This window comes from Arthrobacter rhombi, from assembly GCF_900163545.1.
In the GTDB taxonomy this organism is placed as follows: Bacteria; Actinomycetota; Actinomycetes; order Actinomycetales; family Micrococcaceae; genus Arthrobacter_H; species Arthrobacter_H rhombi_A.
Genome location: NZ_FUHW01000016.1, coordinates 40,825 through 66,099, shown reverse-complemented (window position 1 = coordinate 66,099; position 25,275 = coordinate 40,825). Strand labels below are relative to the sequence as shown.

At 65.2% G+C, this 25,275-nt stretch carries 22 protein-coding genes; 8 read left to right on the top strand and 14 right to left on the bottom strand.

Features of this window, described 5'->3' with window-relative positions; all coding sequences use genetic code 11:
- The first annotated feature begins 18 nt into the window (after positions 1-18).
- Both FM101_RS03750 and FM101_RS03745 read left to right on the top strand, forming a co-directional pair.
- Positions 19-1,047, top strand: a complete 1,029-nt coding sequence (locus tag FM101_RS03750) for a sugar phosphate isomerase/epimerase family protein (protein WP_086995681.1) — start codon at positions 19-21, stop codon at positions 1,045-1,047.
- Between the two features lie 227 nt (positions 1,048-1,274).
- The gene (locus tag FM101_RS03745) at positions 1,275-2,771 is read left to right on the top strand and encodes an APC family permease (protein WP_086995678.1); all 1,497 of its coding nucleotides are present in this window, start codon (positions 1,275-1,277) and stop codon (positions 2,769-2,771) included.
- 24 nt (positions 2,772-2,795) lie between these two features.
- On the opposite strand, the gene FM101_RS03740 is transcribed toward FM101_RS03745, so the two are convergent.
- From FM101_RS03740 to FM101_RS03710, 7 genes are all read right to left on the bottom strand, one after another.
- On the bottom strand, positions 2,796-3,185 hold the full coding sequence (locus tag FM101_RS03740) for a VOC family protein (protein WP_086995675.1): 390 nt from the start codon (positions 3,183-3,185) through the stop codon (positions 2,796-2,798).
- Positions 3,182-4,198 carry an ornithine cyclodeaminase family protein gene (locus tag FM101_RS03735; protein ID WP_179204217.1) on the bottom strand — a complete coding sequence of 339 codons (1,017 nt, stop codon included), beginning with the start codon at positions 4,196-4,198 and terminating at the stop codon, positions 3,182-3,184. Before FM101_RS03735 ends, FM101_RS03740 begins: the two co-directional genes overlap by 4 nt.
- A gap of 31 nt (positions 4,199-4,229) precedes the next feature.
- Entirely contained in the window at positions 4,230-5,747 is a 1,518-nt protein-coding gene (locus tag FM101_RS03730; RefSeq protein WP_086995669.1) for an alanine/glycine:cation symporter family protein, read from the bottom strand.
- 75 nt (positions 5,748-5,822) lie between these two features.
- A complete protein-coding gene (locus FM101_RS03725) occupies positions 5,823-6,986 on the bottom strand; it encodes a Glu/Leu/Phe/Val family dehydrogenase (protein WP_086995667.1) in 1,164 nt (387 codons plus the stop codon).
- 101 nt (positions 6,987-7,087) lie between these two features.
- The gene (gene amaB, locus FM101_RS03720) at positions 7,088-8,614 is read right to left on the bottom strand and encodes an L-piperidine-6-carboxylate dehydrogenase (RefSeq protein ID WP_086995664.1); all 1,527 of its coding nucleotides are present in this window, start codon (positions 8,612-8,614) and stop codon (positions 7,088-7,090) included.
- Positions 8,615-8,668: 54 nt separating this feature from the next.
- Positions 8,669-10,051 (bottom strand): 2-oxoadipate dioxygenase/decarboxylase, encoded by a 1,383-nt coding sequence (hglS, locus tag FM101_RS03715; protein ID WP_086995661.1) that lies wholly within the window; start codon positions 10,049-10,051, stop codon positions 8,669-8,671.
- Positions 10,052-10,094: 43 nt separating this feature from the next.
- Complete coding sequence (locus tag FM101_RS03710; RefSeq protein ID WP_086995658.1) at positions 10,095-11,294, bottom strand: NAD(P)/FAD-dependent oxidoreductase; 1,200 nt, start codon at positions 11,292-11,294, stop codon at positions 10,095-10,097.
- 140 nt (positions 11,295-11,434) lie between these two features.
- On the opposite strand from FM101_RS03710, the gene FM101_RS03705 reads away from it, so the two are divergent.
- The gene (locus tag FM101_RS03705; RefSeq protein ID WP_086995656.1) at positions 11,435-12,361 is read left to right on the top strand and encodes a LysR family transcriptional regulator; all 927 of its coding nucleotides are present in this window, start codon (positions 11,435-11,437) and stop codon (positions 12,359-12,361) included.
- Positions 12,362-12,381: 20 nt separating this feature from the next.
- On the opposite strand, the gene FM101_RS03700 is transcribed toward FM101_RS03705, so the two are convergent.
- Positions 12,382-13,224 (bottom strand): NAD-dependent epimerase/dehydratase family protein, encoded by an 843-nt coding sequence (locus tag FM101_RS03700; RefSeq protein WP_218778256.1) that lies wholly within the window; start codon positions 13,222-13,224, stop codon positions 12,382-12,384.
- A gap of 39 nt (positions 13,225-13,263) precedes the next feature.
- Entirely contained in the window at positions 13,264-14,025 is a 762-nt protein-coding gene (locus FM101_RS03695; RefSeq protein ID WP_086995650.1) for a GntR family transcriptional regulator, read from the bottom strand.
- Positions 14,026-14,143: 118 nt separating this feature from the next.
- On the opposite strand from FM101_RS03695, the gene FM101_RS03690 reads away from it, so the two are divergent.
- The gene (locus tag FM101_RS03690) at positions 14,144-16,984 is read left to right on the top strand and encodes an FAD-binding and (Fe-S)-binding domain-containing protein (protein WP_086995713.1); all 2,841 of its coding nucleotides are present in this window, start codon (positions 14,144-14,146) and stop codon (positions 16,982-16,984) included.
- Between the two features lie 6 nt (positions 16,985-16,990).
- Here the strand turns inward: FM101_RS03690 and FM101_RS03685 are convergent, their stop codons facing one another.
- Both FM101_RS03685 and FM101_RS03680 read right to left on the bottom strand, forming a co-directional pair.
- Complete coding sequence (locus tag FM101_RS03685) at positions 16,991-17,386, bottom strand: hypothetical protein (RefSeq protein WP_086995646.1); 396 nt, start codon at positions 17,384-17,386, stop codon at positions 16,991-16,993.
- A 40-nt stretch (positions 17,387-17,426) separates the two neighbouring features.
- Positions 17,427-17,813 carry an ArsR/SmtB family transcription factor gene (locus tag FM101_RS03680; RefSeq protein WP_086995643.1) on the bottom strand — a complete coding sequence of 129 codons (387 nt, stop codon included), beginning with the start codon at positions 17,811-17,813 and terminating at the stop codon, positions 17,427-17,429.
- A gap of 111 nt (positions 17,814-17,924) precedes the next feature.
- Between FM101_RS03680 and arsB the strand changes: the two genes are divergently transcribed.
- From arsB to FM101_RS03665, 3 genes are read left to right on the top strand one after another with little or no spacing between them, the layout of a single operon-like run.
- Positions 17,925-19,016 (top strand): ACR3 family arsenite efflux transporter, encoded by a 1,092-nt coding sequence (arsB, locus tag FM101_RS03675; RefSeq protein ID WP_086995640.1) that lies wholly within the window; start codon positions 17,925-17,927, stop codon positions 19,014-19,016.
- Positions 19,013-19,477, top strand: coding sequence for an arsenate reductase ArsC (locus FM101_RS03670; protein ID WP_086995638.1), 465 nt, complete (start codon positions 19,013-19,015; stop codon positions 19,475-19,477). Before arsB ends, FM101_RS03670 begins: the two co-directional genes overlap by 4 nt.
- A complete protein-coding gene (locus FM101_RS03665) occupies positions 19,467-20,747 on the top strand; it encodes an FAD-dependent oxidoreductase (protein WP_086995635.1) in 1,281 nt (426 codons plus the stop codon). The genes FM101_RS03670 and FM101_RS03665 overlap by 11 nt, the downstream gene beginning before the upstream one ends.
- A gap of 31 nt (positions 20,748-20,778) precedes the next feature.
- On the opposite strand, the gene FM101_RS03660 is transcribed toward FM101_RS03665, so the two are convergent.
- Both FM101_RS03660 and FM101_RS03655 read right to left on the bottom strand, forming a co-directional pair.
- Positions 20,779-21,459, bottom strand: a complete 681-nt coding sequence (locus tag FM101_RS03660; RefSeq protein ID WP_086995633.1) for a response regulator transcription factor — start codon at positions 21,457-21,459, stop codon at positions 20,779-20,781.
- Positions 21,447-22,712 carry a sensor histidine kinase gene (locus FM101_RS03655; RefSeq protein WP_086995630.1) on the bottom strand — a complete coding sequence of 422 codons (1,266 nt, stop codon included), beginning with the start codon at positions 22,710-22,712 and terminating at the stop codon, positions 21,447-21,449. The genes FM101_RS03660 and FM101_RS03655 overlap by 13 nt, the downstream gene beginning before the upstream one ends.
- Positions 22,713-22,845: 133 nt before the next feature.
- Between FM101_RS03655 and FM101_RS03650 the strand changes: the two genes are divergently transcribed.
- Positions 22,846-23,832 (top strand): CPBP family intramembrane glutamic endopeptidase, encoded by a 987-nt coding sequence (locus FM101_RS03650; protein ID WP_179204216.1) that lies wholly within the window; start codon positions 22,846-22,848, stop codon positions 23,830-23,832.
- A 135-nt stretch (positions 23,833-23,967) separates the two neighbouring features.
- Here FM101_RS03650 and FM101_RS03645 read toward each other — a convergent pair whose 3' ends face one another.
- The gene (locus FM101_RS03645) at positions 23,968-25,230 is read right to left on the bottom strand and encodes a metal-dependent hydrolase family protein (protein WP_086995624.1); all 1,263 of its coding nucleotides are present in this window, start codon (positions 25,228-25,230) and stop codon (positions 23,968-23,970) included.
- Positions 25,231-25,275 lie beyond the last annotated feature (45 nt).

Genomic DNA, 25,275 nt, shown 5'->3' with positions numbered 1-25,275 from the left:
CCCCCACAGGAGAATCCGATGACCGTGACACCGCAGCCCACCAGACAGCAACCCGTCACCTTGTTCACCGGCCAATGGGCCGATATGCCCTTCGAGGAGCTGGCAGGACGGGCCGCGGACTGGGGGTACGACGGCCTGGAGATCGCCGCCTCCGGCGATCACCTGGATCTGCAGCGTGCCGATGAGGACGACGCCTATCTGGCCTCGCGGCTAGAGATTCTCGACCGTCACGGTCTCAAGGTCTGGGCCATCTCCAACCACCTGGGTGGGCAGGCCGTCTGCGATGACCCGATCGACTTCCGCCACCAGGGGATCCTACGCCCCTATATCTGGGGCGATGGCGAGGCCGAAGGCGTGCGCCAACGCGCCGCCGAGGATATGAAGCGCTCGGCCCGGGTGGCCCGCAAACTCGGCGCCGATACCGTCGTGGGCTTCACCGGATCGAAGATCTGGCAATACGTCGCCATGTTCCCTCCCGTCCCCGGCGAGGTGATCGACGCCGGCTACCAGGACTTCGCCGACCGTTGGAACCCCATCATGGACGTGTTCGACGACGAAGGGGTCAAGTTCGCGTTGGAGGTCCACCCTTCCGAAATCGCCTACGACTACTGGACCACCGTGCGCACCCTGGAGGCCATCGGACACCGCGAATCCTTCGGGCTGAACTGGGACCCCAGCCACATGTTCTGGCAGGGCATCGACACGGTCGGGTTCATCAGCGACTTCGCCGACCGGATCTACCACGTGGACTGCAAGGACACCCGCCTGCGCCCGCCGATGGGCCGCAACGGGATCCTGGGCTCCCATCTGCCCTGGGGCGATCCCCGCAGGCGCTGGGACTTCGTCTCCACCGGCCACGGTGACATCCCCTGGGAGGACGCCTTCCGAGCACTGGCCCATATCGGCTACGACGGCCCGATCTCGGTGGAATGGGAGGACGCGGGGATGGACCGCCTGCACGGTGCCGCCGAAGCAGTCGGCAAAATTCGCGAACTGCTGTGGAAGCGGCCGGAGGCGTCCTTCGACGCTGCGTTCTCGAACCAGTAGGGGAGTGGGAGACGGCTTCGGCTACATGACGTCATGCGTCGGGAAGAAGACCTTATATGACGAAACCTGCTGCTGCGGCGTGTCATCTGAGGTCTAGACCAGAGGCAATTGCGCCCTGCAGTGGTCATCGAAGGTCATGGAGGGACCTGCTGGTTCATGACGGTGGGGAGCGGAGTAGTCCGGACCTAGCGTGAGGGGAAATTCATCCCACACCGAAAGTAGGCACCATGTCCGCGCAAGACACCCTCCCCGACAGCCAGCGCGGTGTCGCACCAGACGCCGAGAACAGCCACGTTGGAACAGCGACAGGCTCCCGGCTGCGCGGAAACCTCGGCACCGCCTCGGTCGTCTTCATCGTCGTTGCCGCAGCTTCGCCGCTGGGCGTCATCGGCGGGCCGGTCCCGCTCGGCATCGCACTGGGCAACGGAACCGGATTTCCGTTCTCCTACGTCGTGGCCACCGTGGTGCTGCTGCTGTTCTCCATCGGTTTCACCCAAATGACCCGTTTCGTGCCCACTGCCGGGGCGTTCTACTCCTACGTCGGCAAGGGGCTGGGTCGCGGAGCCGGTCTCGGGGCGGCCTGTGCTGCGTTGCTGTCCTACCTCGCGCTTGAAGCTGGGGTCTTCGGCCTCTTCGGCCCGGCACTGGCGGAATTGGTCTCCTCCTACGGCGGACCGACGCTTCCGTGGTGGGTGTGGGCCGCGGCCGGATTCGCCGTCGTCGCCCTCCTGGGACACCGCAATATCCAACTATCAGGAAAACTGCTGGCCATCTTGCTGCTGGCCGAAGTGGCCATCGTGCTGGTGCTCGACGCCGTCGTTGTCTTCTCCGGCGGAGGGCCCGAAGGCTTCGCCACCGGTATCGTCAGCCCCTCCGAGATCCTCTCGGGCGCCCCGGGAACGGGCATCCTCTTTGCGATCCTTAGCTTCGTTGGATTCGAAGCAACGGCGGTGTTCCGGGATGAGGTGCGTGATCCGGACCGGACCATTCCGCGGGCGACCTACCTTTCCCTAGTGGCCATTGGGGTCTTCTACACCGTTTCCAGCTGGCTGCTGATCAGCGCCAACGGGGAAAGTCGCGCCGTTGCCGAAGCCACGCAGAACCCGGGCACCATCCTCAGCGCGACGACGCAGACCTACCTCGGGGCCGCAGGCGGACATGTGGTGCAGCTGCTGTTCGTCACCAGTCTCTTTGCCTGCGTGCTGGCGTTTCACAACATTGCGTCCCGTTATTTGTTCCAGCTGGGCCGGCGCGGTGTGCTGGGCCAGCGACTGGGCCTCGCGCATCCGCGCTTCGAGGCGCCATCGAACGCCTCGGCGGCGGCCGCGGTCATCGTGGCGGTGCTTGTGGCCGCCGCCGTGTTGCTGCGGTTGGATCCGATTTCCCAGTTCTACACCTGGCTCGGCGGCATCGCCTCGGTCGGCGTGGTACTGCTGTTGACAGCGACGTCCGTCGCCGTCCTGGTCTTCTTCGCCCGGGAGGAACACGGCGGAAGCCGATTCCGGCGTCGTACCGCCCCGGCGTTGGGACTTGCAGGGCTGCTGTTGTTCCTGGCCGCCATCCTGGTGAACCTGCCGACTCTGGTAGGTGAGGACGGCTACGGGCCGTTTTCCATCGGGATCCTGGTGTTGCTGGGAGCTGCGTTCGCTGTCGGCCCGGTGCTCGCGCGCAGGCTGCCCCACGTCAGCCTCGACGAGGAACTCGGCTGCCAGGGACTGCCGTGATGTTGTGTCCTGGAACCGGCCGGTCTAGCCCGGCAGCGTGGCGATCTGGATAAGGTTCCCGCAGGTGTCGTCCAACACCGCGGTAGTCACCGGCCCCATGGTCATTGGTTCCTGCGTGAAGCGCACCCCGAGGGAGCGGAGGCGCTCGTATTCGGCCTGGACATCCGCGACGGCGAACTGGGTGAACGGGATCCCGTCGGCGACCAGGGCGTCCTTGAACGGCTTGGCCGCCGGGTGTCCGCTGGGTTCGAGCAGCAGCTCGGGGCCCTCGGGATCCTCGGGGGAGACCACGGTTAGCCAACGGTCCGTACCCAGCGGGATGTCGTTCTTCTTCACGAAGCCGAGCACCTCGGTGTAGAACCGTTTTGCCTTCGCCTGGTCGTCGACGAGCACGCTGCTGAGGTGGATTCTCATGTCCTGTCAGTTCTCTGGTTGGACGAGAGTCTCATCTTGGCTGCTGCCCCCTCATAGATCGCCGAGGCCACGGCCAGGTCCTGCCAGGGCATGCCCGTGGTCTTGAAGATTTTCGGTTGGCCTTCGGGCAGCGTGTGCCCTTCGGCCAACTGGCGCATGGTGACCAGGCCTGACCGGTCGGGGATGGCCCCACTGTCGAGGCCTTGGATGATCTCCCCGGCCTCCCGGGTCGAACTATCCAGTGACTCGACGGCAATGCCGGACCGGGCCAACAGGCCGTCGTCGAGCTCCCGGCGTTCGGGGGAGTGGGACCCCACCGCGACGACCACGGCGTGGTCGGGCACCAACGCGCCGTCGAACGGCGGTTCCTTGGCGCTGGTGCAGGAGACCACCACATCCGAGACCGGCAGCGCGTCGGCTGCGTCGCTGGCCTGGACGCTGAAGCCCCGGCTGCACCCCTGCTCGACAAGCTCCTGGACGTTGCCCGGGTCCCGGCCGACGATGTGGATCTCGCCGATGTCCAGCACCGAGGTCAAGGCCAGCACATGTTCCCAGGCCTGGACCCCAGTGCCCACGATCGTCAACGTCAGCGGACCTGTCTTGGTGACCAGATGTAGTGCGCCGAAGGCCGAGACCGCGGGGGTGCGGATATTCGTCAGCGTGGCACCGTCGAGGACTGCCACCGGATTCTGTTGTCTTCCGGCAAAGAGGACGTAGACCCCCTGGATCATCGGCAGCTCTTCGACCACGTTCCCCGGCGTCAACGTCAGGATCTTGGTCCCCACGTAGTCCCCAAAGGTCGAGGGCATCTGCAGCATCTCCCCGGTATCCGTGGCCACCCGCGTCCGCGGAGCATCGTGTTCCGGGTCGAAGCCGGCCAGCAGCGTCTCCTTCATGGCGTCAACAGCCTGCCGGGTGTTCACCAGTTCCCGGCACCGTTCGGGGCCGAAGAGATCCGGTGTTGCCGTGGGCAGGAAGTCCTGTGCGAGGTCGAGTCCGTCACTACCAGTCATGGGTGTTCTCCTTCTGCAACGTGTCCGAGGACTATGCTTTCTGGTCGATGTTGGCCACGGTGCTTCGCTCATGCTCGGCCACCTCGGGGATCCGGCCAGCGTCGAGATCCGCCCGGTGTCCAAGGATCTCGCGGCGCAGGACACCGGAGAGCAAGTAGATGCCCAGGATATTGGGCACCGTCAGCAGGAAGAAGGTCGCATCCGAGAAGGCGACGACGGTATCCAGCGACACCGACGATCCGACGACGATCATGACGATCCATGCACCGTCGTAGATGCGCTCCACACGTTTGCTGTTGCCGAAGACGTAACCGGCCGCCTTCTTGCCGTAGTAGGAGTAGCTCAGCAGTGTGGAGAACGCGAAGAGCAGGACGCACAGGGTGAGGATGTACGGGAAGAAGGCAGCAACGGTGCCGAACGCCACCGAGGTGAGTCCCACGCCGTCTGCGGAGGTTTCCGCGTACTGGCCGGTGACGATGATGGCCAGGGCCGTCATGGTGCAGATGATGACCGAGTCGATGAAGGGTTCCACGGAGGCGACGTAGCCTTCCTGAGCCGGACGCTTGGTCTTGACCGTGGAGTGGGCGATACCCGCCGAGCCAACACCTGCCGCGTTGGAGAACAACGCGCGCTGGATACCGACGATGGCCACGCCGACGGCGCCGCCGGCCACACCGTTACCCGTGAAGGCGCCCTCGAAGATGAGCACGATGGCATGGGGCAGCTCGCTGATGTTCGCAATCAGGATCACGATCACCGACAGGCCGTAGACGACGGCCATGATGGGCGTGAGCTTACTCGTCCAGCGCGCAATGCTGCGGATTCCGCCGAAGATCACGGCGGCGGCGACGACGGCCAGAACAACACCGACGATCCAACCCCGGCCGTCCAGGAAACTGGCTTCTCCGCCGGTGGCGGCGGTCAGCTGGGCGGTGACCTGGTTGGCTTGGAAGATGTTGCCGGCACCCATGGCACCGAAGATCATGAGCAGCGCATACAACATGGCCAGCACCCGACCGGTCTTGGGTTTGCCGATGTGGGCGAGCCCGGTTTCGAGATAATACATGGGACCGCCGGAGACCGTGCCGTCCTTATTCATCCGGCGGAACATGACGCCCAAGGTGGCCTCTGCCATCTTCAGGCTCATCCCGAGGAAGCCGGCAATGATGATCCACAGGGTTGCGCCGGGACCGCCAATGGTGATCGCCACGGCCACACCGGCGATGTTGCCGAGCCCGACCGTCCCGGAGAGCTCGGTAGCCAGGGCTTGGAAACTAGTGGTCTCGCCCGGATCGCTGAAGCGGTTGAAGCGTCCACGCGCGATCTGGATCATATGGCGCATTCCGATAATCGGCTGGAATTTCAGGAGCACGGTCAGGAAGATGCCGCCGGCTAACAGCCAGATGATCAAAAAGGGAAGCTCGGTGCCGAAGAACGGGAAAGAGGCGAAGACGATGTTCTCGAGCCATTCGACGGCCGGCCCGATGGCGTTCTCGAGCGTTTCATCGATGCTGGCCGCCACCGGGACGGCATTCAGGGGGAGGTTCATTGCGTGGATCCTTTGACTAGGTCTGGTCTGTACCCCGGTGGCCGCACCTGATCGCGCCCCGAGCAGTTCTGCCCTCTAGAGTTTGATGTTCACCCTTTCTCGAGGCTGCGCACCGCCGAGCCGGGCGCCGCGCAGATCCATGGCCGCGCGGACCCGGTCCCTGGCCATGGCGAAGGCTGCTTCATGGGTGGTGGTGTCGCGCAGGCGGGCCTGCCCCAACACCGTGGAGGTATTACTACGGATTTTCTCGGAGACCGTGGCCATGATCGGGGCGGTATCCGGGCGGAAGGCAGAGTAGCGCCCTTCCATCGCGTAGGCGGCGGCGACGATGCCTCCGGCGTTGGCGATGAAGTCCGGGACCACTGCGGTTCCCTGGGCCCGGAGGCGTGCCCGCGCCCCGTCGCTGGACGGCAGGTTCGCCCCCTCGGTCACCAGCCGGGCCCGGACATCACCGGCGTTGTCTTTGGTGAGCACGTCCTGCAGGGCGGCGGGGACCAGGATGTCGCAGTCCAGGAAGAGCTCCGAGCCCGGGGCGATGCGCTGGGGAAGATACTCATCGACCAACTGGTCTCCCAGTTCGGTGCGTTGGGCCAGCAGCCGGTCGATGTCGAGTCCGTCCGGGGCGTGGATGGAACCGGCGGCGGTGGAGAGTCCGACGACGGTGTATCCCAGTTCGTCGAAGCGCTTGGCTGCGGCGTGGCCCACTGCCCCGAAGCCTTGGATGACGACCCGTTTGCCCGGAAGTGCCACGTCGGTTGCCGCCTGGTCGGCGGCCTCTGCCACCCCGAAGCCGGTGACTCCGAGCCGGTCGTAGGCGACCCCGCCCAGTTCGGCAGGGGTGCCGACGGCGGCACCCCGATCGCCGAGCTCGTCGTTGATGATGGCGGCGTCGTTTTCCGTCAACCCCATGTCGAGCCCGAAGACGTATTCGCGGGGGACCTCGTTGCGCAGCGCCTTGACGAAGGAACGCAGTACAGCTTCCTTGTCCGCGGAGGTGGGATCGAATTTGATTCCGGCTTTGGCCCCACCGTAGAAGAGGTCGGCGGCAGCCCATTTCCACGTCATGGTCCGGGCCAGTCGGGCGACTTCCTGGACACTGACGTTCGGCTGCATGCGGGTGCCGCCCTTGCCCATGCCCCGGGCCGAGTTGTCGATGACCAGAACGCCTTGCATCCCGGTTTTGGTGTCGCTGACGAGCACGACTTTCTCGGGGCCCCAGTCATCGATCAGGTCAAACATGTCGTTGCTACTCCTTGGTCTGCGGTGTGCTGAAGTTCGCCGGTGTGGCCGTGGCCGGCACGGCCCGGACGTGGGCCGTGCCGGTAGGGTGTTCGGTGGTTCTAGAGGAACTCGACCCCCTGGGCCAGGGGCAGTTCACCGGAGTAGTTCACCGTGTTGGTCGCCCGGCGCATGTACCCGCGCCACGCGTCGGAACCGGATTCACGGCCACCACCGGTCTCCTTCTCGCCGCCGAAGGCACCACCGATTTCCGCGCCCGAGGTGCCGATATTGACGTTGGCGATACCGCAATCGGAGCCGGCGGAGCTGATGAAGCGCTCGGCCTCACCCTGGTCCTGAGTGAAGATCGCCGAGGACAGGCCCTGCGGGACCGCGTTGTGCATCTCGATGGCATCGTCCAGATCCGTGTAGGTCATCACGTAAAGGATCGGGGCGAAGGTTTCCTCTTTCACTGTGGCGGTCTGTGAGGGCATGCGGATGATGGCCGGTTCCACGTAGAACGCATCCGGGTACTCGTCGGCGAGCACGCGATCCCCACCGCAGACCAGTTCGCCGCCTTCGGCCAGGGCGTTCTTGATGGCCTGTTGCATGTTCTCGTAGGCACCCTGATTGACCAGGGGGCCGACGAGAGTGTCGGGTTCCATGGGGCTGCCGATCTGCAGGGTCGGGTAGGCCTTGGCGAGGCTATCGACGAGCTGGTCGGCGACCGACTCGTGCGCGATCAGACGGCGCATGCTGGTGCAGCGCTGGCCGGCGGTGCCCACGGCGGCGAAGGCCACACCGCGCAGGGCGAGATCGAGATCGGCCGATGGCGCCACGATGGCCGCGTTATTGCCGCCGAGTTCCAGGATGCTGCTGCCAAAGCGCTCGGCGATCCGGGGAGCAATCGTCCGTCCCATGCGGGTCGACCCCGTGGCCGAAATCAGGGGGAAGCGGGAGTCTGAGACCATTTTGGATCCCAGTTCACGGTCGGCGAGCAGCACGTGGTGCAGACCGGCAGGTGCCCCGGTTTCCTTCACGGCCCGTGCGAGCAGGGCATCTGTGGCCAGTGCCGAGAGCGTCGTCATCTCGGAGGGCTTCCAGACGATCGAGTTGCCGCACACCAGGGCGACGGCGGTGTTCCAGGCGTAGGGGGCGACGGGGAAGTTGAAGGCGGTGATGATGCCCACGACACCGAGCGGGTGCCAGGTCTCCATTAGCCGGTGGCCCTTGCGCTCGGAGGGCATCGTCTTGCCGAAGAGCTGACGGGAGAGCCCGACGGCGAGTTCGCAAATATCGATCATCTCCTGAACTTCGCCATTGGCCTCAGAGGTGATCTTGCCGGCCTCGGCGGTGACGAGGACACCGAGGTCTTCCTTGTGTTCGGTGAGCAGCTCGCCCCAGCGTTTGACGAGGGCGCCGCGGACCGGCGCCGGAGTATCGCGCCACTGTGTGAAGGCCTCCTGGGCCTGGCCGATCATGGATTCGAGATCGGCTTCCGTGCTCTTCTTCAGGTTCTTCAGCGTCTGGCCGGTCAGCGGGGAACGGGCGCCGATGCCCTCACCCTCGGTGACGGTGACGCCGCAGGCGGTCAAAGCGGATTCGACTGACTGGAGGAGGTTGTCCTGGCGGGTTTCGGTGGTCTGCATGGTGTGACTCCTGGTTCTTTCTGCGTGGGTTACGTGTGTTTCGTGTTCTCCGGGCTATTGCCGAAGGGTGACACCGAGTTGTTTTTCAAGTTCGGAAAGCGAGGCGTCCTGTTGGGCCCGGTACAGGTCCACCGGATCCTTGATGGGAAGACCGATGATTTCTGAAAGTCGGTCCATGTCGTAGAGGGTTCCCTCCTGGGCATCGTCACGTTGGCCGGCCTCGCGCAGGTTGGACTGGAAGATCCCAGCTGCCGAACGGGGAAGGAAGTCCTCGTAGACGATGGGATTGAGCTCCACGGTTCCCGCAGTGACCAGCTCGGCGAGGCTGGCGCCGTCCGGAACCTCGCCCTGCGACGCGCTGGATGAGTAGGTGTAGAAGGCCAGATCCTGTGCTGCCAATTCGGCATCCGTGCCCGGCAGCATTTCCTGCCACACCGTTTCGGATACCCGGGAGCGACTGTCCCCGGAGGTCATTCGGCGGTCGATTTCGGCGTTCATCTCCTCGTAGAGGTCGCGTCCCTTCCGGGTCAGGGCGACTCCTCGTTGCTCGACTTCGCCGAAGCGGACACGCAGCTTTCCCTGTCCTTCGCTCCCGTCGGCGAAACGGAAGGTTCGTTCCTCGTCCAGGGCGCGGAACGAGGTCTGGCGCAACAGCACATCCGGGCCGTTCCAGCGCGGCGGGCCCTGGATGGCGTCGATCATCTTGATTCCGCGGTCCTCCATGCGCTGATAGAGATCGTCGATGTCCAGCACGCGGGGGGTGAGGTGGTTGATATGGGTGCTTGACACTCCGCCGATATCCGCAGCGACCGCAGAAATGGCCTCGAGCTTGCGGTACCAGGCATCATCGACCGGTTCGCTGGAGAGTTGGAAGACGCTGGTGGCCAGGTGGAGCAGCCGTTCGGCCTCATCGCTGTCCAGACCCTGGCCGACGGTGGCACGGTCGGCCAGTTCCAGCAGGCCATCAGGGAACAGGCTGCGAGAGTCGATGAACTCCCGCAGCTCGCGTTGGAGTTCTTCGTTGAAGAAGCGGGGGTCTTCGGTAGCCAGCAGCGAGGTGAAAACCCGGAAGGGGTTCTTGGCCAGCTCGTCCTCATCGACGGGCCGGAACGCGGTGGCGATGACCGGGACCGAGGACGACGAGGCATCGCGGAGGTCATAGAAGCCGACCGGATGCATGCCGAAGGCTGCGAAGACGCGGGCGACTGACGCCAGCTCTTGAGGTGAGCCGACGCGGATGGCGCCGTGGCGTTCGGCGGTGACCCGCTCCAAGGTGCCCAGCCGTTCGGCGTCGGATCCGTGGCGATCCATGAAGTCTTGGTTCACGTGGCTGGAGACCTCAACCAGTGTGTTGTATGCCGGAACCTCTTCGCCATACATCTGTGACAGGCGCAGGGCGAATTCGGCTCGTAGTTGCCAAGTGTGCAGAAACGGCACGTGTTCTTCCTTTCCGAGGTGTGGTGGTCGGGGTGGGGGCTGGTCAGATGATGTGGACTTCGTTCAGCTGCGGGACGTTCTGGCAGCTGAAGCGTTCCGCGGAGAACCCGGAGGCGTCCATGAATGATTCGCGGCCCAGATGCAGATCGGCCATGATCTCCCCGACGCCAGGGGCCTGAAGGAAGCCGTGGCCGGAGAAACCGGTGGCGTAGGAGAACCCGCGCACGTCTTCGGAGGCCCCGATCAGGGCATTCCTGTCGGGGGTGTTCTCATAGAGGCCGGCCCAGCCGTGCTCCAGTTCGCGATCGCTCAGCGCCGGTGCGCAGATCTCGGCCGAAGCGTTGAAGTCCGGGACCCAGTCGAAACTGAAATCACGGTCGAAGCCCTTTTCCTGTCCGGGGTTCGAGATGCCGAGCAGCAACTGGTCATCGTAGTTATGGAAGTACATGGTGGTGCCCAGATCGAGCGTGAAGGGAATCACCGGGGGAGTGGGGCCGCCGTCGGGCCGGGTGATGCCGATCTGGCGCTTGACCGGCACCACCGGCAGGTCGACGCCGACCATGTTCCCGATGGAGGCGGACCATGCCCCGGCGCAGCAGATCACCGAGGTGGTTCGGATGGTCCCGCGCGAGGTCTGCACGGATTCGACGGAACCATTGGACGCCTCGATGCCGGTGACCTGCGTCCGGTCAGCGATGACGAGCCCGAGTTCCTTGGAGAGCGATGCGTAGCCGTCGACCACGCTGCGGGGGCAGGCGAGCCCGTCCTCGGGGGAGAACTGGGCGCCGAGCAAGGCCCCGGGGGCGATGTATGGATTGATGCGTTGGGCTTCGTGCGGGCTGACCATGCGGCTGTTGCCGCCGAGGCTGTTCTGTAGCTCCACGCTGGCTTCGCAGGCCGCAAGTTCTTCGGGGGTCCGGCACAGGAAAAGGTAACCGACCTCGCGGAAGGAGATGTCGATGCCGTGGGTGGACTCGAAGTCGCGGAACTTGGCCAGGCTGTGGCGACCCAAGCGGATGTTGTTCGGGTCGGAGAACGTACCTCGCACCCCGCCGAGGGGCTTGGCAGAAGAACCGGCCCCCAAGGCGCCGCGCTCGAGGAGAACGACATTTTGAACTCCGGCTTCAACGAGGTGGTAGGCGACGCTCATGCCGATGACGCCGCCGCCAATCACCACGACGTCGGCGGATTCCGGTAGATCTGTCGAATGCTCTGGGGTGAGGTCGGTGAGCAAACTGGCCATGTCCCCTCCTTCCTATGTGAACCGTGGGAGTGACCCACGTCATGTTTTCTTCTGGAATCACCATCCCCCGAGAGCGGTTATTACACAAGCTATTGTTTTTTGAGCAATTGCTTTAGTGAAACTATAGGTAGGGTCGAGGCATGAACTGGACGCTCCACCAACTCAAGTTATTCGCAGCCGTCGCCCGCACCGGCAGTATGACGGCGGCCGCGGACGATGCCGGATATACGATCGGGGCCGTTTCCCAGCAGATGAAGGCCCTGCAGCAGGAAGTCGGTTCCGCCCTGTTCATCAAGGACGGGCGGGGCGTGACGCTCTCCGATGCCGGGATCAAACTGCTCAAACATGTGGGCCCGCTCCTGACGGCAGAGCAGGATGCGGTGCGCAGCGTGGATGATGATTCGAAAGGCAGCGAATCGGTGGTCACCTTGGGGATCTTCGCCACGGTCGGCGCCATCGCCTGCAAGCCGCTGATTGATGCGCTGCGCGTCACCGATCCGGATCTGGAGGTGATCTTTCATGAAATCGATGTCGAACGCGACGCTGAATACGTCAGATCGGGCGCGGTGGATGTTGCCTTGACCGTCGAGTACTCCCAGCTACCGGACATGGTTGGCAGAGATCTGGAGCGAGTGGTCCTGCATACCGAACCGATGCTTTTGGCCGGCAATGACCATGCCGGGCTCCACCCGGGAATGGACTTGACCCGAGAACGAACGTGGATCCTGCCTCCGGCTGAAACGGCATTTGGCAGTGCTGCCCGGCAGGCGTGCCTGAGTCAGGGCGCCCAGCTGGATGATGTGCACAGCATCACCGATACCGCCCTCGTACTCGCGCTGGTGGAGGCCGGGGTGGGGATGTCGATCACCACGCCGTTGATGCAGATTGTCCACCCACTGCGCCTGCAGACGCTGGCTCTGGCTTCGGGATCGAGTAGGTCGCTGGTGACCCTGGCCAAAGCCAGCCATATGCAGCGCCGCTCGGTCCGCCGGGTGGTTGAAACCCTGGAGACCATCCTGAACGGCAGCCTCATGGAAACCCGGCAGCCGGATGAGGCTCCACGCTAGAGGGAGCTGCCGCCGAGGCCTCAGTCGCCGACGCCCTCGGATCTCATCCTGTCCAGCGAATACTCGGCGGAGGCGAAGCTACCGCCTTGAGGGGTCCCGGGGTCGATGGCCTCGAGGACACCATGCTCTGCCGCATCATCGACGGGAACGAAACCCAGGGTCTTGCCGGCGTCAAGGTTCCACCAGAGTTCCGAATTCTTGGAGACCGCATAGAAGACGCCGTGGTGCTGCGATGTGCGCATGGCCGCCGTGAAGGCGCGCACCGCATCCCCGGGACTGAGCATGGTGCGCATATGCCGCGGTGATGCGGGTTCGGAGAGGTAGGTTCCGATGCGCAAGGCGATGGTGCTCAGGCCGAATTTATCGGAGTAGAGCTGGCACAACGCTTCGCCGGCGGCCTTGGAGACCCCGTAAAAACCATCCGGCCTAGCAGGCATGTCGACCGTCAGCTCGGTATCCACGTCGTAGAAGCCGGTCAGTCGGTTGCTGCTGGCGAAGACGACCCGGCGCACACCGGCCCGGCGGGCGGCTTCGAGCACATGGTAGGTCCCGACGATGTTGACCTGTGCGAGGTCATGGAAGTCCGCTTCGTCCGAAATGCCGCCGAGGTGGATCACCCCATCCGCTGACGCAAAGGTCTGCTCGAGTGTCTTGAGATCCTCGACATCGCCCCGCACCACGGTGTCCGTGGGCCCCACCGGCTCGGTGTCGGCCACATCGACCGAGACCAGGTTGACTCCCAGCTCGGCCAAGGCCCGACGGAGGGGGCGGCCGATCCTTCCGGCGGCCCCGGTGACGATCCACCGTTGGCCCGTGAAATCCTCCATGCCGGCGGCATCTTCCGTTGGTGAAGTCTGTGTCATGCCCCGAGTGTACAAAAATGCTTGGCCCGGAGCTGCTGGCTAGTAGCCCCGGGTCAGTTCATCCCAGAGGCGGGCGGCGTCGATATCGAGGTCCTGCCGAGCAGCAGCCTGGGCCAGAAGTAGCCGTCCTGTGGTGGCCAGGTGTTCGCTCATCAGCTGCCCAGCGCACTGTGGATCGTTGGCGATGACTGCTGCCACGATGGGCGCATGCTCGTTCAGGATGTCCTCGTAGGTCCGCTGTCTGCCGGCGGTGGAGACCCCCAGCAGCCGGGTTGATACCCGCAAGCGGTTGACCACCTCCCGGGCGCGATGGCTTCCGGCCGCTTCGAGGAGCAGGTCATGCAAGTACTGGTCATCGGCGAAGAAGGACTCGTCATCGCCCGCCCGCGCAGCACGGGCCATGCTGGCCTCCAGTGCCTTCAGGGCGGTAGCGAGTTCATCGCTGCAGGCCATCGCGGCCCGACGCGCTGCGGGGACTTCCAAAGCCAGGCGAATCGAAAAGATCTCGGCCACGTCCTGCGGGGTGGTGGGGATGATGCGGAAGCCGCGATTGCGGGCGAACTCCACCAAACCGGCTTCTTCGAGCCGCAGGAGGCCGTCACGGACCGGGGATCGTGAGAAACCCAGACGTTCAGCCAGTTGGTAGACGCTGTAGAGCTCGCCGGGACGCAGATCCCCCGAGGCTGTGGCAGTGCGCACGAAGTCCATGACCTGCTCGGTCAACGACCTCCTGACGGGAGGGGCGTTCCCGGCTCCCGGGCTGTTGCTCGTGGTGCCGGGGGCCGAAGGCTGGATGCTCATAAGTAACATGTTACTCTAATTCAAGTCGTGATCGTGAGGAGCAGCAGTGGAACAACTAGCGCCAAACCCCTTCAAGGCGGTGCCCCCGGGAACGATCCATGAACTACTACGCACGGACATGACCACCCGGGCCGCCTACGTTTCGGACGCCTCGATCTATCGGCGCCTTCCCGCGGCAGTACTGGAAGTGCGCAGCGTTGAAGATCTCCGCGGTGCCGTCGCCCTGGCCGGCGAAAAGAACTGGTCGATCACCATGCGTGGTGGAGGAACCTCGGTGGCCGGCAACGGCATCGGGGAAGGGCTGGTACTCGACACCTCCCGCTACTTCAACCAGATTCTTTCCATTGACCCCCAGGCGCGAACGGCTAGGGTCCAGCCAGGGGTGATCTGCGACCAGCTCCGCGATGCAGCCGGGGAATTCGGGCTGACCTACGGCCCGGATCCCTCCACGCATAGCCGCTGCACCATTGGGGGAATGGTGGCCAATAATGCCTGCGGTTCACATTCACTGGAGTGGGGGACCGCGGCGGAGAACCTTGAATCGGTGACCTTGATGCTCGCCGACGGCCGGGAAGTCGTCTTTGGACCCGACGGTACCGACGATCCCGAAATCAACGCCAAGTTGCTGGCGCTGCGGGATGGGAACCTGAAGACCCTGCGGACCGAGCTGGGGCAGTTCCCGCGCCAGGTCTCCGGCTACGGGCTCCACTACCTGCTGGCCGAGAACGGCTTCGACGCCGCCAAGGCCCTGGCCGGCAGCGAGGGGACCTGCGGGATCATCACCGAGATGACCGTGAAGCTGGTCAAGCGTCCACTGGCCAGCGCGCTGGCCGTGCTGGCCTTCGAGACCGTCTTCGATGCCGCCGAGGCCGCGGCCGTGGTCCGCGGTACCGGGATGACGACCGCCGAAGGCATGGGCTACGACCTGCTCGAAGCCTTGCGTTCACGCCCCGGCCAGGACTTGGCGGGCTCGGAGCTGCCCGGGGTCAATGATCCGGCCGGCGGGCAGGACGCCGGAGGCTGGCTGTTCTGTGAGGCCGTCGGCGATACGGTCGAGCAGGCCAGGGGAAATGCCGAAGACTTCGTTGCTTCGGTCACTACGGCCACGTCATCGATTGTGGTCACCGAGCATGCGGAGGCCCGGGCGCTCTGGCGCATCCGTGAGGCCGCCGCCGGCATCGTGACCCGCCTGCCCGACGGTGGGGAGGCTTGGCCCTCCTGGGAGGACTCGGCGGTGCCACCGAAGCATTTGGCCCATTACCTGCGTGATCTGTACGCCTTGATGGACCGGCACGGGCTGCGCGGAATCCCTTTCGGACACTTTGGTGAGGGCTGCGTCCACATCCGGCTCTCCTTCACGCTAGGAACCGATGAGGGGGTCGCCGACTTTCGTTCCTTCATGGAGGAAGCCGCCGACACGATTGCCCGTTATGGCGGTTCGGTGTCAGGGGAGCATGGTGACGGCCGGGCTCGCTCCGAACTGCTGCGCCGGATCTATAGCCGCGAAGCCCTGGAGGCCTTCCGCACCTTCAAGAACATCCTGGACCCGGGACGGATCTTCAACCCCGGGGTCTTGGTTGACCCCGAGGTCGTTGACGATCGGGTCCGCCCCGGTCCCGGCCAACGCAGTTTCGAGCTGCTTCCCGTCCAAGCCCTGAGCCGTGACGGCGGCTCACTGGTGAACGCGGTGAACCGCTGCGTCGGGGTCGGTGCCTGCCGATCCGACGAAGGGGCCATGTGCCCCTCCTTTCAAGCCACGGGAGACGAAGTCGACTCGACCCGCGGCCGCGCCCGGGTGCTCTCTGAAATGTTCCGGGGCGAATCCCTGCCCCAGGCCTACCGTTCCACCGAGGTGAAGGATGCCTTGGATCTCTGCCTGTCCTGCAAGGCCTGTGCCAGTGAATGCCCGGTCAACGTGGATATGGCGACCTATAAGTCGGAATTCCTGCATAAGTTCTACCAGCGGCGCATCCGGCCGATGGCCCACTACAGCATGGGCTGGCTGCCGCTGCTGACCCATGTGCTGCACCGGATCCCCGGGATGGCCTCGGTGACCAACCGCCTGCTGGGGATCGGCACAGTGGAGAAGCTGGTCAAGAAACTTGGGGGCATCGAACCCAGCCGAGCCATGATTTCCTTCGCGCCGTCTAGTCTCCAATCGTGGTTCGCCCGTCGTCAGCCATCCAATGGCCCCCGTGCCGGAGTGGGGACCCGCGATGCAGGCACTGTGGTGCTGTGGCCCGATTCGTTCACCAATCATTTGGACACGGGGCCGGGGCTGGCCGCCGTCGAGGTGCTCGAAGCCTTGGGCTACACCGTGGTCATGCCCCAGGGATTTGTCTGTTGCGGGCTGACCTGGCATTCAACCGGACAGCTGGATATGGCACAGAAGGTGCTGACCCGAACCTTGGATGTGATGGAGCCCTATCTTCGCGCTGGATATCCGGTGGTGGGTTTGGAACCTTCCTGCACCGTCCTGCTGGCACACGATCTGCCGGAGATGCTGCCGGATGATCCCCGGGCGGCCCTGATGGCGAAGTCCGTCGTGTCCTTGGGCGGGCTCATCGAACACCGGGTCCCGGCCAACGGAGAGTCCGGCACTGAGTGGCCCTTCGAGGAATTGGACGCCACGGCGGTCAGCCAAGTGCATTGCCATGAACGCTCGCAGGGTGACCATGGTCCCGCGGCAACGGTGCTGCGGAGTGTGGGCGTGCGTGAAGAAGAGATCAAAACCGGCTGTTGCGGCCTAGCGGGCAACTGGGGCTTCGAGCCGGGGCATGCGGAATTGTCCAAGACCCTGGGCGAACGCGAACTCTTCCCAGCAATTCGAGCCCGGGAAGCAGGGGACCTGGTGTTGGCCGATGGGTTCTCCTGCCGCACGCAGATCACCGAAGGCACAGGAGTCGATGGCCTCCACCTCGCCGAAGTGCTGCAGAAGGCTCTGGTGAAGAAGACCTAAACGCCGTTAGAAAAAGGCGCTCCCATTTTCCAATACGGTTCCCACCAGCGGATCGCCCCACCAGCCCAGTCCATTCGCGTCGAAAGTCAAACGGTCGATGTAGGTCCCCAACGGCTCGGCGACGTCGAAATCTGCAATGTTTTGACCCTGCTCGACGGGATCCTCACAGTCCGGATCCTCTGCACCGCGCATTAGCCCGACAGTGGGTCCCCAGGGGGAGGTGTAGACGATGAACATCGCGCCCTTGTCCACCCAAGCGTCGAACACCTCGACGCATTCCCACGCGGTCGGGCCGCCGGAACCCAACCGCTTCAGGCAGGAAGTCAGGACGATGGTGACCCAGTCGGGGTGGGGGATGGCATCGAAGGTTTCGATGAGGGACTGCAGCCGGGGAGTCATCATGTGCTGAGCCTACGCGGATGCGTGAAAACGAATGAAGCGGTTAGAGCCCCGCGGCCAAGGTCTCCGCCACGTGATCCAAGGCCCCGGGGACCAGGGAGTAGTAGGCCCAGACCCCGCGCTTCTCACGGTGGAGGAAGCCGGCGTCGACCAGGATCTTCAGATGGTGGGAGACCGTGGGTTGGCCCAACTGCAGCGGCTCGGACAGATCGCAGACACAGGTCTCGGCGTTGGTGTCGGCAGCCACGATGGACAGGATCCGTAGCCGGCTCGGATCGGCGAGCGCCTTGAACGAGGCGGACAGCGCTTCGGCTTCCTCGATCTCCAGTGGAATACGGGCGGGGGCGGAGGCGCACCCCGGTGCCGGTTTCGTGGCAGTGGATGCCGGGCCGGCGCCCCTTGGGACCTGGCCGGTGGCTGACGTGGACATGAGCTGCCCTGCTTTCTGGCGCTCCCGATCGGGAGATTGACATCTGTCGATATCGACCACCATACTCGACACATCGATGTTCGTCGATATATACCCTGGGAGCCCCACACCATGAACAGCACCGCCGTGCCCGCCGACACCGGACACGTCACGAAGAAGCTCTCCACCCTGGACCGGTACCTCGCCGTCTGGATCCTCGCGGCCATGGCCGTCGGGCTCGGACTGGGACGGGTGATCCCCGGATTGGGGGAAGCGCTGGATTCCCTGCAGGTCGCCGGGGTCTCCCTGCCCATCGCCATCGGACTGTTGGTGATGATGTATCCGGTCCTGGCCAAGGTCCGCTATAACGAAACCGGGAGGGTCATCGGCGACAGGAAGTTGATGGTCACCTCCCTGGTCATGAACTGGCTGTTGGCCCCGGCCTTCATGTTCGCCCTGGCCTGGATCTTCCTGCCCGATCTGCCCGAATACCGCACCGGGCTGATCATTGTGGGATTGGCCCGCTGCATTGCCATGGTCCTGATCTGGAACGACCTGGCCTGCGGAGACGGTGAAGCCGCCGCCGTCCTGGTGGCCATCAACTCGGTGTTCCAGGTTGTCGCCTTCGGCGCCCTGGGCTGGTTCTACCTCCAGGTCCTACCCGGCTGGCTCGGCCTGCCGACCACCAGCGCGGGCTTCTCCGTCTGGACGATCACCCTCTCCGTCCTGGTGTTCCTGGGCATCCCGCTGGTGGCAGGATTCCTGACCCGGACCTTCGGTGAACGAGCCAAGGGCCGCGACTGGTATGAGGGCACCTTCCTGCCGAAGATCGGTCCCTTCGCCCTCTACGGCCTGTTGTTCACCATCGTCGTGCTCTTCGCCCTCCAGGGGGATACGATCATCGGCCAACCCCTGGACGTCGTCCGCATCGCGATACCGCTGTTCATCTACTTCACCGTCGTCTTCGGCGCCGGGATGCTCATCGGGCGTGGTCTGGGCATGGGGTATGAACGCACCACCACGCTGGCCTTCACCGCGTCGGGAAACAATTTCGAACTGGCCATCGCGGTCGCCATCGCCACCTTCGGGGTCACCAGCGGTCAAGCACTGGCAGGAGTCGTCGGGCCCCTGATCGAGGTGCCGGTTCTGGTGGGGCTGGTCTATGTGGCCTTGTGGTCCCGCAAATTCTTCACCACCGGTACCCCACGAAAGGTCAGCGCATGAGCCAGACTCACATCCCCTCCGTCCTGTTCGTCTGCGTCCACAACGCCGGACGCTCCCAGATGGCCGCCGGCTTCCTGCAGCAGCTGGCCGCAGGCCGCATCGAGGTCCGTTCGGCAGGCTCCCAACCCGCCGAGAGCGTCAACCCGGCAGCGGTGAGGGCGATGGCCGAAATCGGCATCGACATCTCCACCCAACAGCCCAAGGTCCTGACGACTGAGACAGTTCAGGAATCCGACGTCGTCATCACGATGGGCTGCGGCGACGCCTGCCCCATCTTCCCCGGCAAACGCTACGAGGATTGGCAGCTCGCCGACCCTGCAGGACAAGGAGTGGACGCCGTGCGGCCCATCCGCGATGACATCCACTCCCGGGTCCAGACGTTGATCGCCGAGCTGCTGCCGGGGGTCGAACCGTTGGAAAGAACGCAACAGCAAGCAGGAGGAACACAGCATGGATCGTGAAAACACCCTGCCGGTGATCATCATCGGTGCAGGACCCATCGGCCTGGCCGCCGCCGCCCAGCTGCGCGAACGAGACCAGGAGGTGCTGGTGCTCGAAGCCGGTGCCACCCCGGGAGCGGCCATCAGCAACTGGGGGCATATCAAACTGTTCTCCACCTGGCGCTACAATATTGACCCGGCAGCCCGCCGGCTCCTGGAAACCCCGGCCCCCGGCTACGCCGCCGACTGGCAGACACCTCGCGCAGCCCACCTGCCCACCGGTGCCGAACTCGTCTCCGAGTACCTGGTGCCACTGGCCGAACACCCCGAACTGGCGCCCCGCATCCGGTATAACCACCGCGTCACCCACGTCTCCCGCGTCCACGACGACGGAAAAGGTCTCGACCGCACCCGGACCGCAGGCCGCGAAGCCACCGCGTTCCTGATCCGGGTCGCCACACCCGGCGGGGAGACCGAGATCCTGGGCCGGGCCGTCCTGGACGCCTCAGGAACCTGGGGGACCCCGAACCCCGTGGGACGTTCGGGGCTCGAAGCCCTCGGCGAGGCCGAAGCCCGCAGGTGCGGGTTCATCACCTCCCCACTACCTGACCCACTCGGCGAGGACCAAGACCGGCTGGCGGGCAAAACCGTCATGGTCCTCGGTGCCGGACATTCGGCAGCAAACACCCTGATCAGCCTGGGCCGGCTGCGCCAACGCCACCCCGAAACCCGCATCCTGTGGGGACTGCGCGGCACCGCCGACCCGGTCAGGCTCTACGGCGGCGGAGCCGCAGACCAGCTCCCGGCCCGCGGACAACTCGGGGCCAGCCTGCGCCGACTGGTCGAATCCGGCGACGTCACCATCGAAGAGAACTTCTCGATCACCCGGCTGGTTTCCGGGGAACGGTTGAGCGTCCTGACAGCCGACGAACGGGAACTCATCGTCGACGCGCTGGTTCCGGCCACCGGCTTCCGGCCCGATCTGCGGCCGCTGGCCGAACTGCGCCTGGACCTGGATCCAGCGGTCGAGGCACCCCGGGCACTGGGTTCGCTGATTGATCCCGAATTCCACAGCTGTGGCACCGTCCCGGCCCACGGGGAGTCCGTGCTGGCCCACCCCGAATCCGGGTTCTACCTGGTCGGGGCCAAGAGCTACGGCCGGGCACCGACGTTCCTGCTGGCCACCGGCTACGAACAGGTCCGCTCCGTGGCCGCCGCGCTATCCGGGGACCGGTGCGCCGCAGATGCGGTGGAACTGGAACTGGCATCCACCGGTGTGTGTTCCGGCTGAGCGGTAGCCCGCACCGTCACTGCGGGCGAAGCTAGGAGCTGAGGCCCCGGCCGGCGTCGTGAACCAGCAGGGCGATCTGCACCCGGTTCTCGGCGCCGAGCTTATCCAGCACCCGCCCCACATGGGTTTTCACCGTGGTGATGCTGATGTGGAGTTGCTCGGCGATCTCGGCATTGGAGAGCCCCCGGGCCACAGCCGTCGCGATGCCTCGTTCACGCTCGGTGAGCAGGGCCATCTTGCGGGTGGCCTCGGTATCGGCTTGTGCCTGGCCCCGGTGGGCGGTGGCCGCGGTGACCAGATGTCCGATGGCCGCGGGGGAGAGCATGGACCCGCCGCCGGCAACGTGATGCACCGCTTCGACCAGGCGGGCCGGCGGGGTGTCCTTGAGGAGGAAGCCACTCGCCCCCAGCTCCAGAGCCTGCAACACCAGGTCGTCGGTGTCGAAGGTCGTCAACACCAGGATCTTCAGCTCGGGGTCCCGGGCGAGCAGTTCCCGGGTCGCCGCCAGCCCGTCCATGGTCGGCATGCGCACATCCATGAGGATGACGTCGGGCCGGGCATCGCGGATCACGTCCAATGCCGCAACACCATCGCCGGCTTCGCCGACGATCTCGATCAACGGATCCCCGTTCAGGATGAGCCGTAGCCCGGCCCGCACCAGGTTCTCGTCATCGACCAGCACCACACGGATGCCCTGATCTACCGGTTCCATGGGACCCAAGCCTCCACGACGAAGTGACCCTCGCCGTCGTCCGCTGCGCTCAGCGATCCACCGGCCAATCTGACGCGTTCCGAGAGTCCGGTCAGTCCCATGCCCGAGGCCGGGGCAGCGTTGGGGCCAGTGGCTTTGACGTCTGGCACTAGCGCACGGGTCCTGTCGGTGAGGCCATTGCGCAGCGACACCGTGAGCCGTCCACCCGGGTTACCGGCCAACCGCACGTAGACGGTCTGCGCTGGGGCGTGCTTGCGGGCATTGGTCAGCCCCTCCTGCAGGACCCGGAACACGGTCCGGCTGCTCGTTTCATCCAGTGCCTCCAGTTCGGTGGCTCCGGGCGGGTTCCCCTCCAGGACGGTGGGGGTTCCGGCCTCCCGGCTTTCGGCCAGCAGGGCCTCGAGGCGTCCGAGCGTGGGCGGGGGAGTCGTGGAGTTTGGTTCGTTTGAGACGGTCGCCGGATCACGCAGGACACCCAGGACCTCGCGGAGTTCGCTGACGGCCAGATGGGCGTTGGCGCGAATCACCCCGGCGGCCTCGCTGACTTGTTCGGCCGGCAGGTCCGTACGGTATTCCAGAGCGCCGGCATGCAGGGCCACCAGGGAGAGCCGGTGGGCCAGTACGTCGTGCATTTCCCGAGCAATGCGGGTGCGTTCGTTGGCGCGGGCCTGCTCCAACTGGGCGTCTTGGCTGCGCCGGTTGCTGGCCAACTCAGCCTCCAGAGCGGCCCGTAACTGTCGGCGCCCACCGATATACATCCCGGTCAGGACCAGGACGGCGGTGAAGATGACGACGAAAAGGACGACAAGCCACCAGGGCTCCAGGGGTTCCTCCCCGGGCAGCAGGGGCATGCTGGTTTCCACGAGAAACGAGGCGCCCATGAACAGCACCGAGACGATGATGATTTCCGCCCAGCGGCGCCGGGTGGCCAAGGAGACGAGAGCCAGCATCGCGGCGGCCGAGCCCAGGGTGGAGAACGAGGCGAAAACCACGAGCAGGATGGTGAGGGTGCGCGGTGCCCGATGCCTGAAGGGATACAGGAGGAAGCAGAGGAGCCCCAAGACCAGGTCCACAAAGATCAGCACACCGAAGGTTTCCCCGGCAGGCCCTGAGGGGTCCAGTTCGAAGACCGGGGCATAGACGACGGCGAAGGCGACGATCCCGAGCAGCACGGCGACCACCAGACGCCAGGTACCGCTCCAGGCCCGGCGGAGGCGGGACCGTGGTGGGACAGAAAGTTCGGCGGTGGTCATAGGCTCAACCCTATCCAGCCGGTACTGCGCAGACATCCTCCCCACGGTCGGTTTGGCACTCATCCTTTAGGCCCGATATTTTTCGTTCCGACGGTCGATGCGGTGACGGCGGGGTATGGGAAAGGATGGGTTCATGACGAGCACCAACACACCTCAGCCATCGCAGACTACCGAGACCGGCGACGCCTCGCCCTTGGCCTATCACCGGTTGGCCCGCGACGGGGCCGGTTACCGGTGGTGGAAGCCGCTGCTGGTCGGGGTGATCGGGGTCGGCCTCTATGTGGGCTTCATGATCGCCGCCTTCTTGGCTGTCGTCATCGTCGGGCTGCTGAGCCCCGGATTCGAACGCATCATGGACGGAGTGTTGCTGGGCTCCGGAGTCCCGGACATGAACGACCCCTTCGTCCTGATCCCCCTGCTCGTCTCCTTGGCCTTGATGATTCCGGCCCTCTGGCTGGCCACGCTGATCGTGGGCACACGGCCCGTCGGTCTGCTCTCCTCGGTCACCGGGCGACTGCGCTGGACCTGGCTGCTCTGGTGTCTGGGCGCCGCGCTGGGGATCAACGTCATCGCCCAACTGGTGGCACAGTTCCTGCCCGGCACCGAAGAGGGCGGGGAATTCATGTACGACGGCGGCAGGACCCTGGCCGTCTTGGCTGCCGCCTTGCTGGTGGTCCCGTTTCAGGCAGCTGCCGAGGAGTACGTCTTCCGCGGCTATCTGATGCAGACCCTTGGTGGCTGGTTGCGGCATCCGGCCTTCGCGATCGTGCTGCCGGTGCCGCTGTTCGTGCTCGGCCACGACTACGAGCTGCTGGGTCAGCTCGACATCGCGGTCTTCGCGATCGCCGCCGGCTGGTTGAGCTGGCGTACCGGGGGACTGGAGGCGGCGATCGCCCTGCATATCGTCACCAATGCCAGCATCTTCGCCTTCGTCGCCTTCGGGGTCGCCGACGCCAACGCCGATGATGTCGGCATCGTGGACCTGCTCCTCTCGGTGGCCGTCACCGTCGCCACCGTCCTGGTCCTGGCCAGACTGGCGACAGCACGCAAGGTCCAGCGCACCCGCCCCTCAGTTCCCGAGGCTGACCTCCAGGGTCGAGCCCCCGTAACCGTTCTCTAGGTCGCGTCCTTGAACGGTGACCGTGGAGACGTCCTCGGGGAACCGGTCCGCGGCGCTGTCGGTGGTGGCTGTGCCGGAGGATCGGCGCGGCACGTTTCATGTGATCAGCATGCCACGCGCTGCACCGCAGTGACATCAGTTCCGGGGCCGGGATTCGGGGCCGAACTGCTCGACACCGTCCTGGAAAACCCGCTCGATCATGGAGTGCAGGTCCGCCAACTGCCCGGTGGATTCGAGCTTCCCGTTGAGCACCACGGCATCGGCCAGATAACCTTCGGCCAGCCGACCCACCGAGTGCTCCGGGGTGATCAGTTCCCCGGCCACCGAGGTCGTCGACGCCAACACCTGTTGCAGTGACATCCCGGCGTCGGCCAACAGGGCCAGCTCCTCGAGGTTCTCGCCATGGATACCGACCCCCGAATCGGTGCCCATGCCGATCTTTACTCCGGCCGCAATGGCCCGGGCGACCGAGCCCCGGTGGTCTTCGTGGACCCGGTAGGCCTTGTCGATCACGGTTTGCGGTAGGCCACTGTTTCCGGCCTCGGCCTTCCTGATGACCGCTGCCGGGGCGGCCAGCGTGGGCACCAGGTAGGCGCCCCGGTCCAGGAAGACCTGGATGGTCTCGTCGTCGAGATAGATGCCGTGTTCGATGGTCCGCACGCCGGCATCGAGGGCATTGCGGATTCCAGCGGTGCCCTGGGCATGGGACATGACGTACTTGCCCTGGGCTTCGGCTTCGTCGACGACGACCCGGATCTCTTCGGGGCTGAACTGTGAGTGGCGGGGATCGTCGGCGGGGGAGAGGACCCCGCCGGTGGAGCAGATCTTGATCTGGTCGGCCCCGGCGCGCAGCATCGTGCGCACCGTTTTGCGCACTTCTTCGACCCCGTCGGCCACCCCGCTGGGCCGTCCGGGGTGTGGACCGAGGGCGGGGGCCGAGACCCCCGAAGGCAGCCAGAAATCTCCGTGTCCGCCGGTCTGGGACATGATCGAAATCGCCAGACGCAGGCGGGGCCCCTGGATGAGCCCGGAAGCCTGGGCTACCTGGGCGCCCAGGTCGGCACCACCGGCATCGCGGGCCGACGTGATCCCCGCCCGCAACGTGGCCTCGAGGTTGTGCACGGACTCGTAGAACTGCAGTGAGAACGGCTCGGCAACGGCGTGCAACGAACCCGGGTTCGAGGAGGTGACATGGATGTGCAGGTCGATCATCCCGGGCAGCACCGTCTTGCCCGTGCAGTCGATGACGGTGGCCGAGGCATGTGGGGCCGCATCCCCGGCGCCGGGGCCGACAGCTGCCACGCGGCCGTCCACGAAGACGACGTCTGCCGGCTCCGGAAGGAAGGCCACCCCGTCGAAGACCTGGGCATTCGTGAAAACCGTGGATGTGCTGGGCATCGGGACCTCCGGAGACGAGCAGTTCGCATGAACCTCATGTCCACG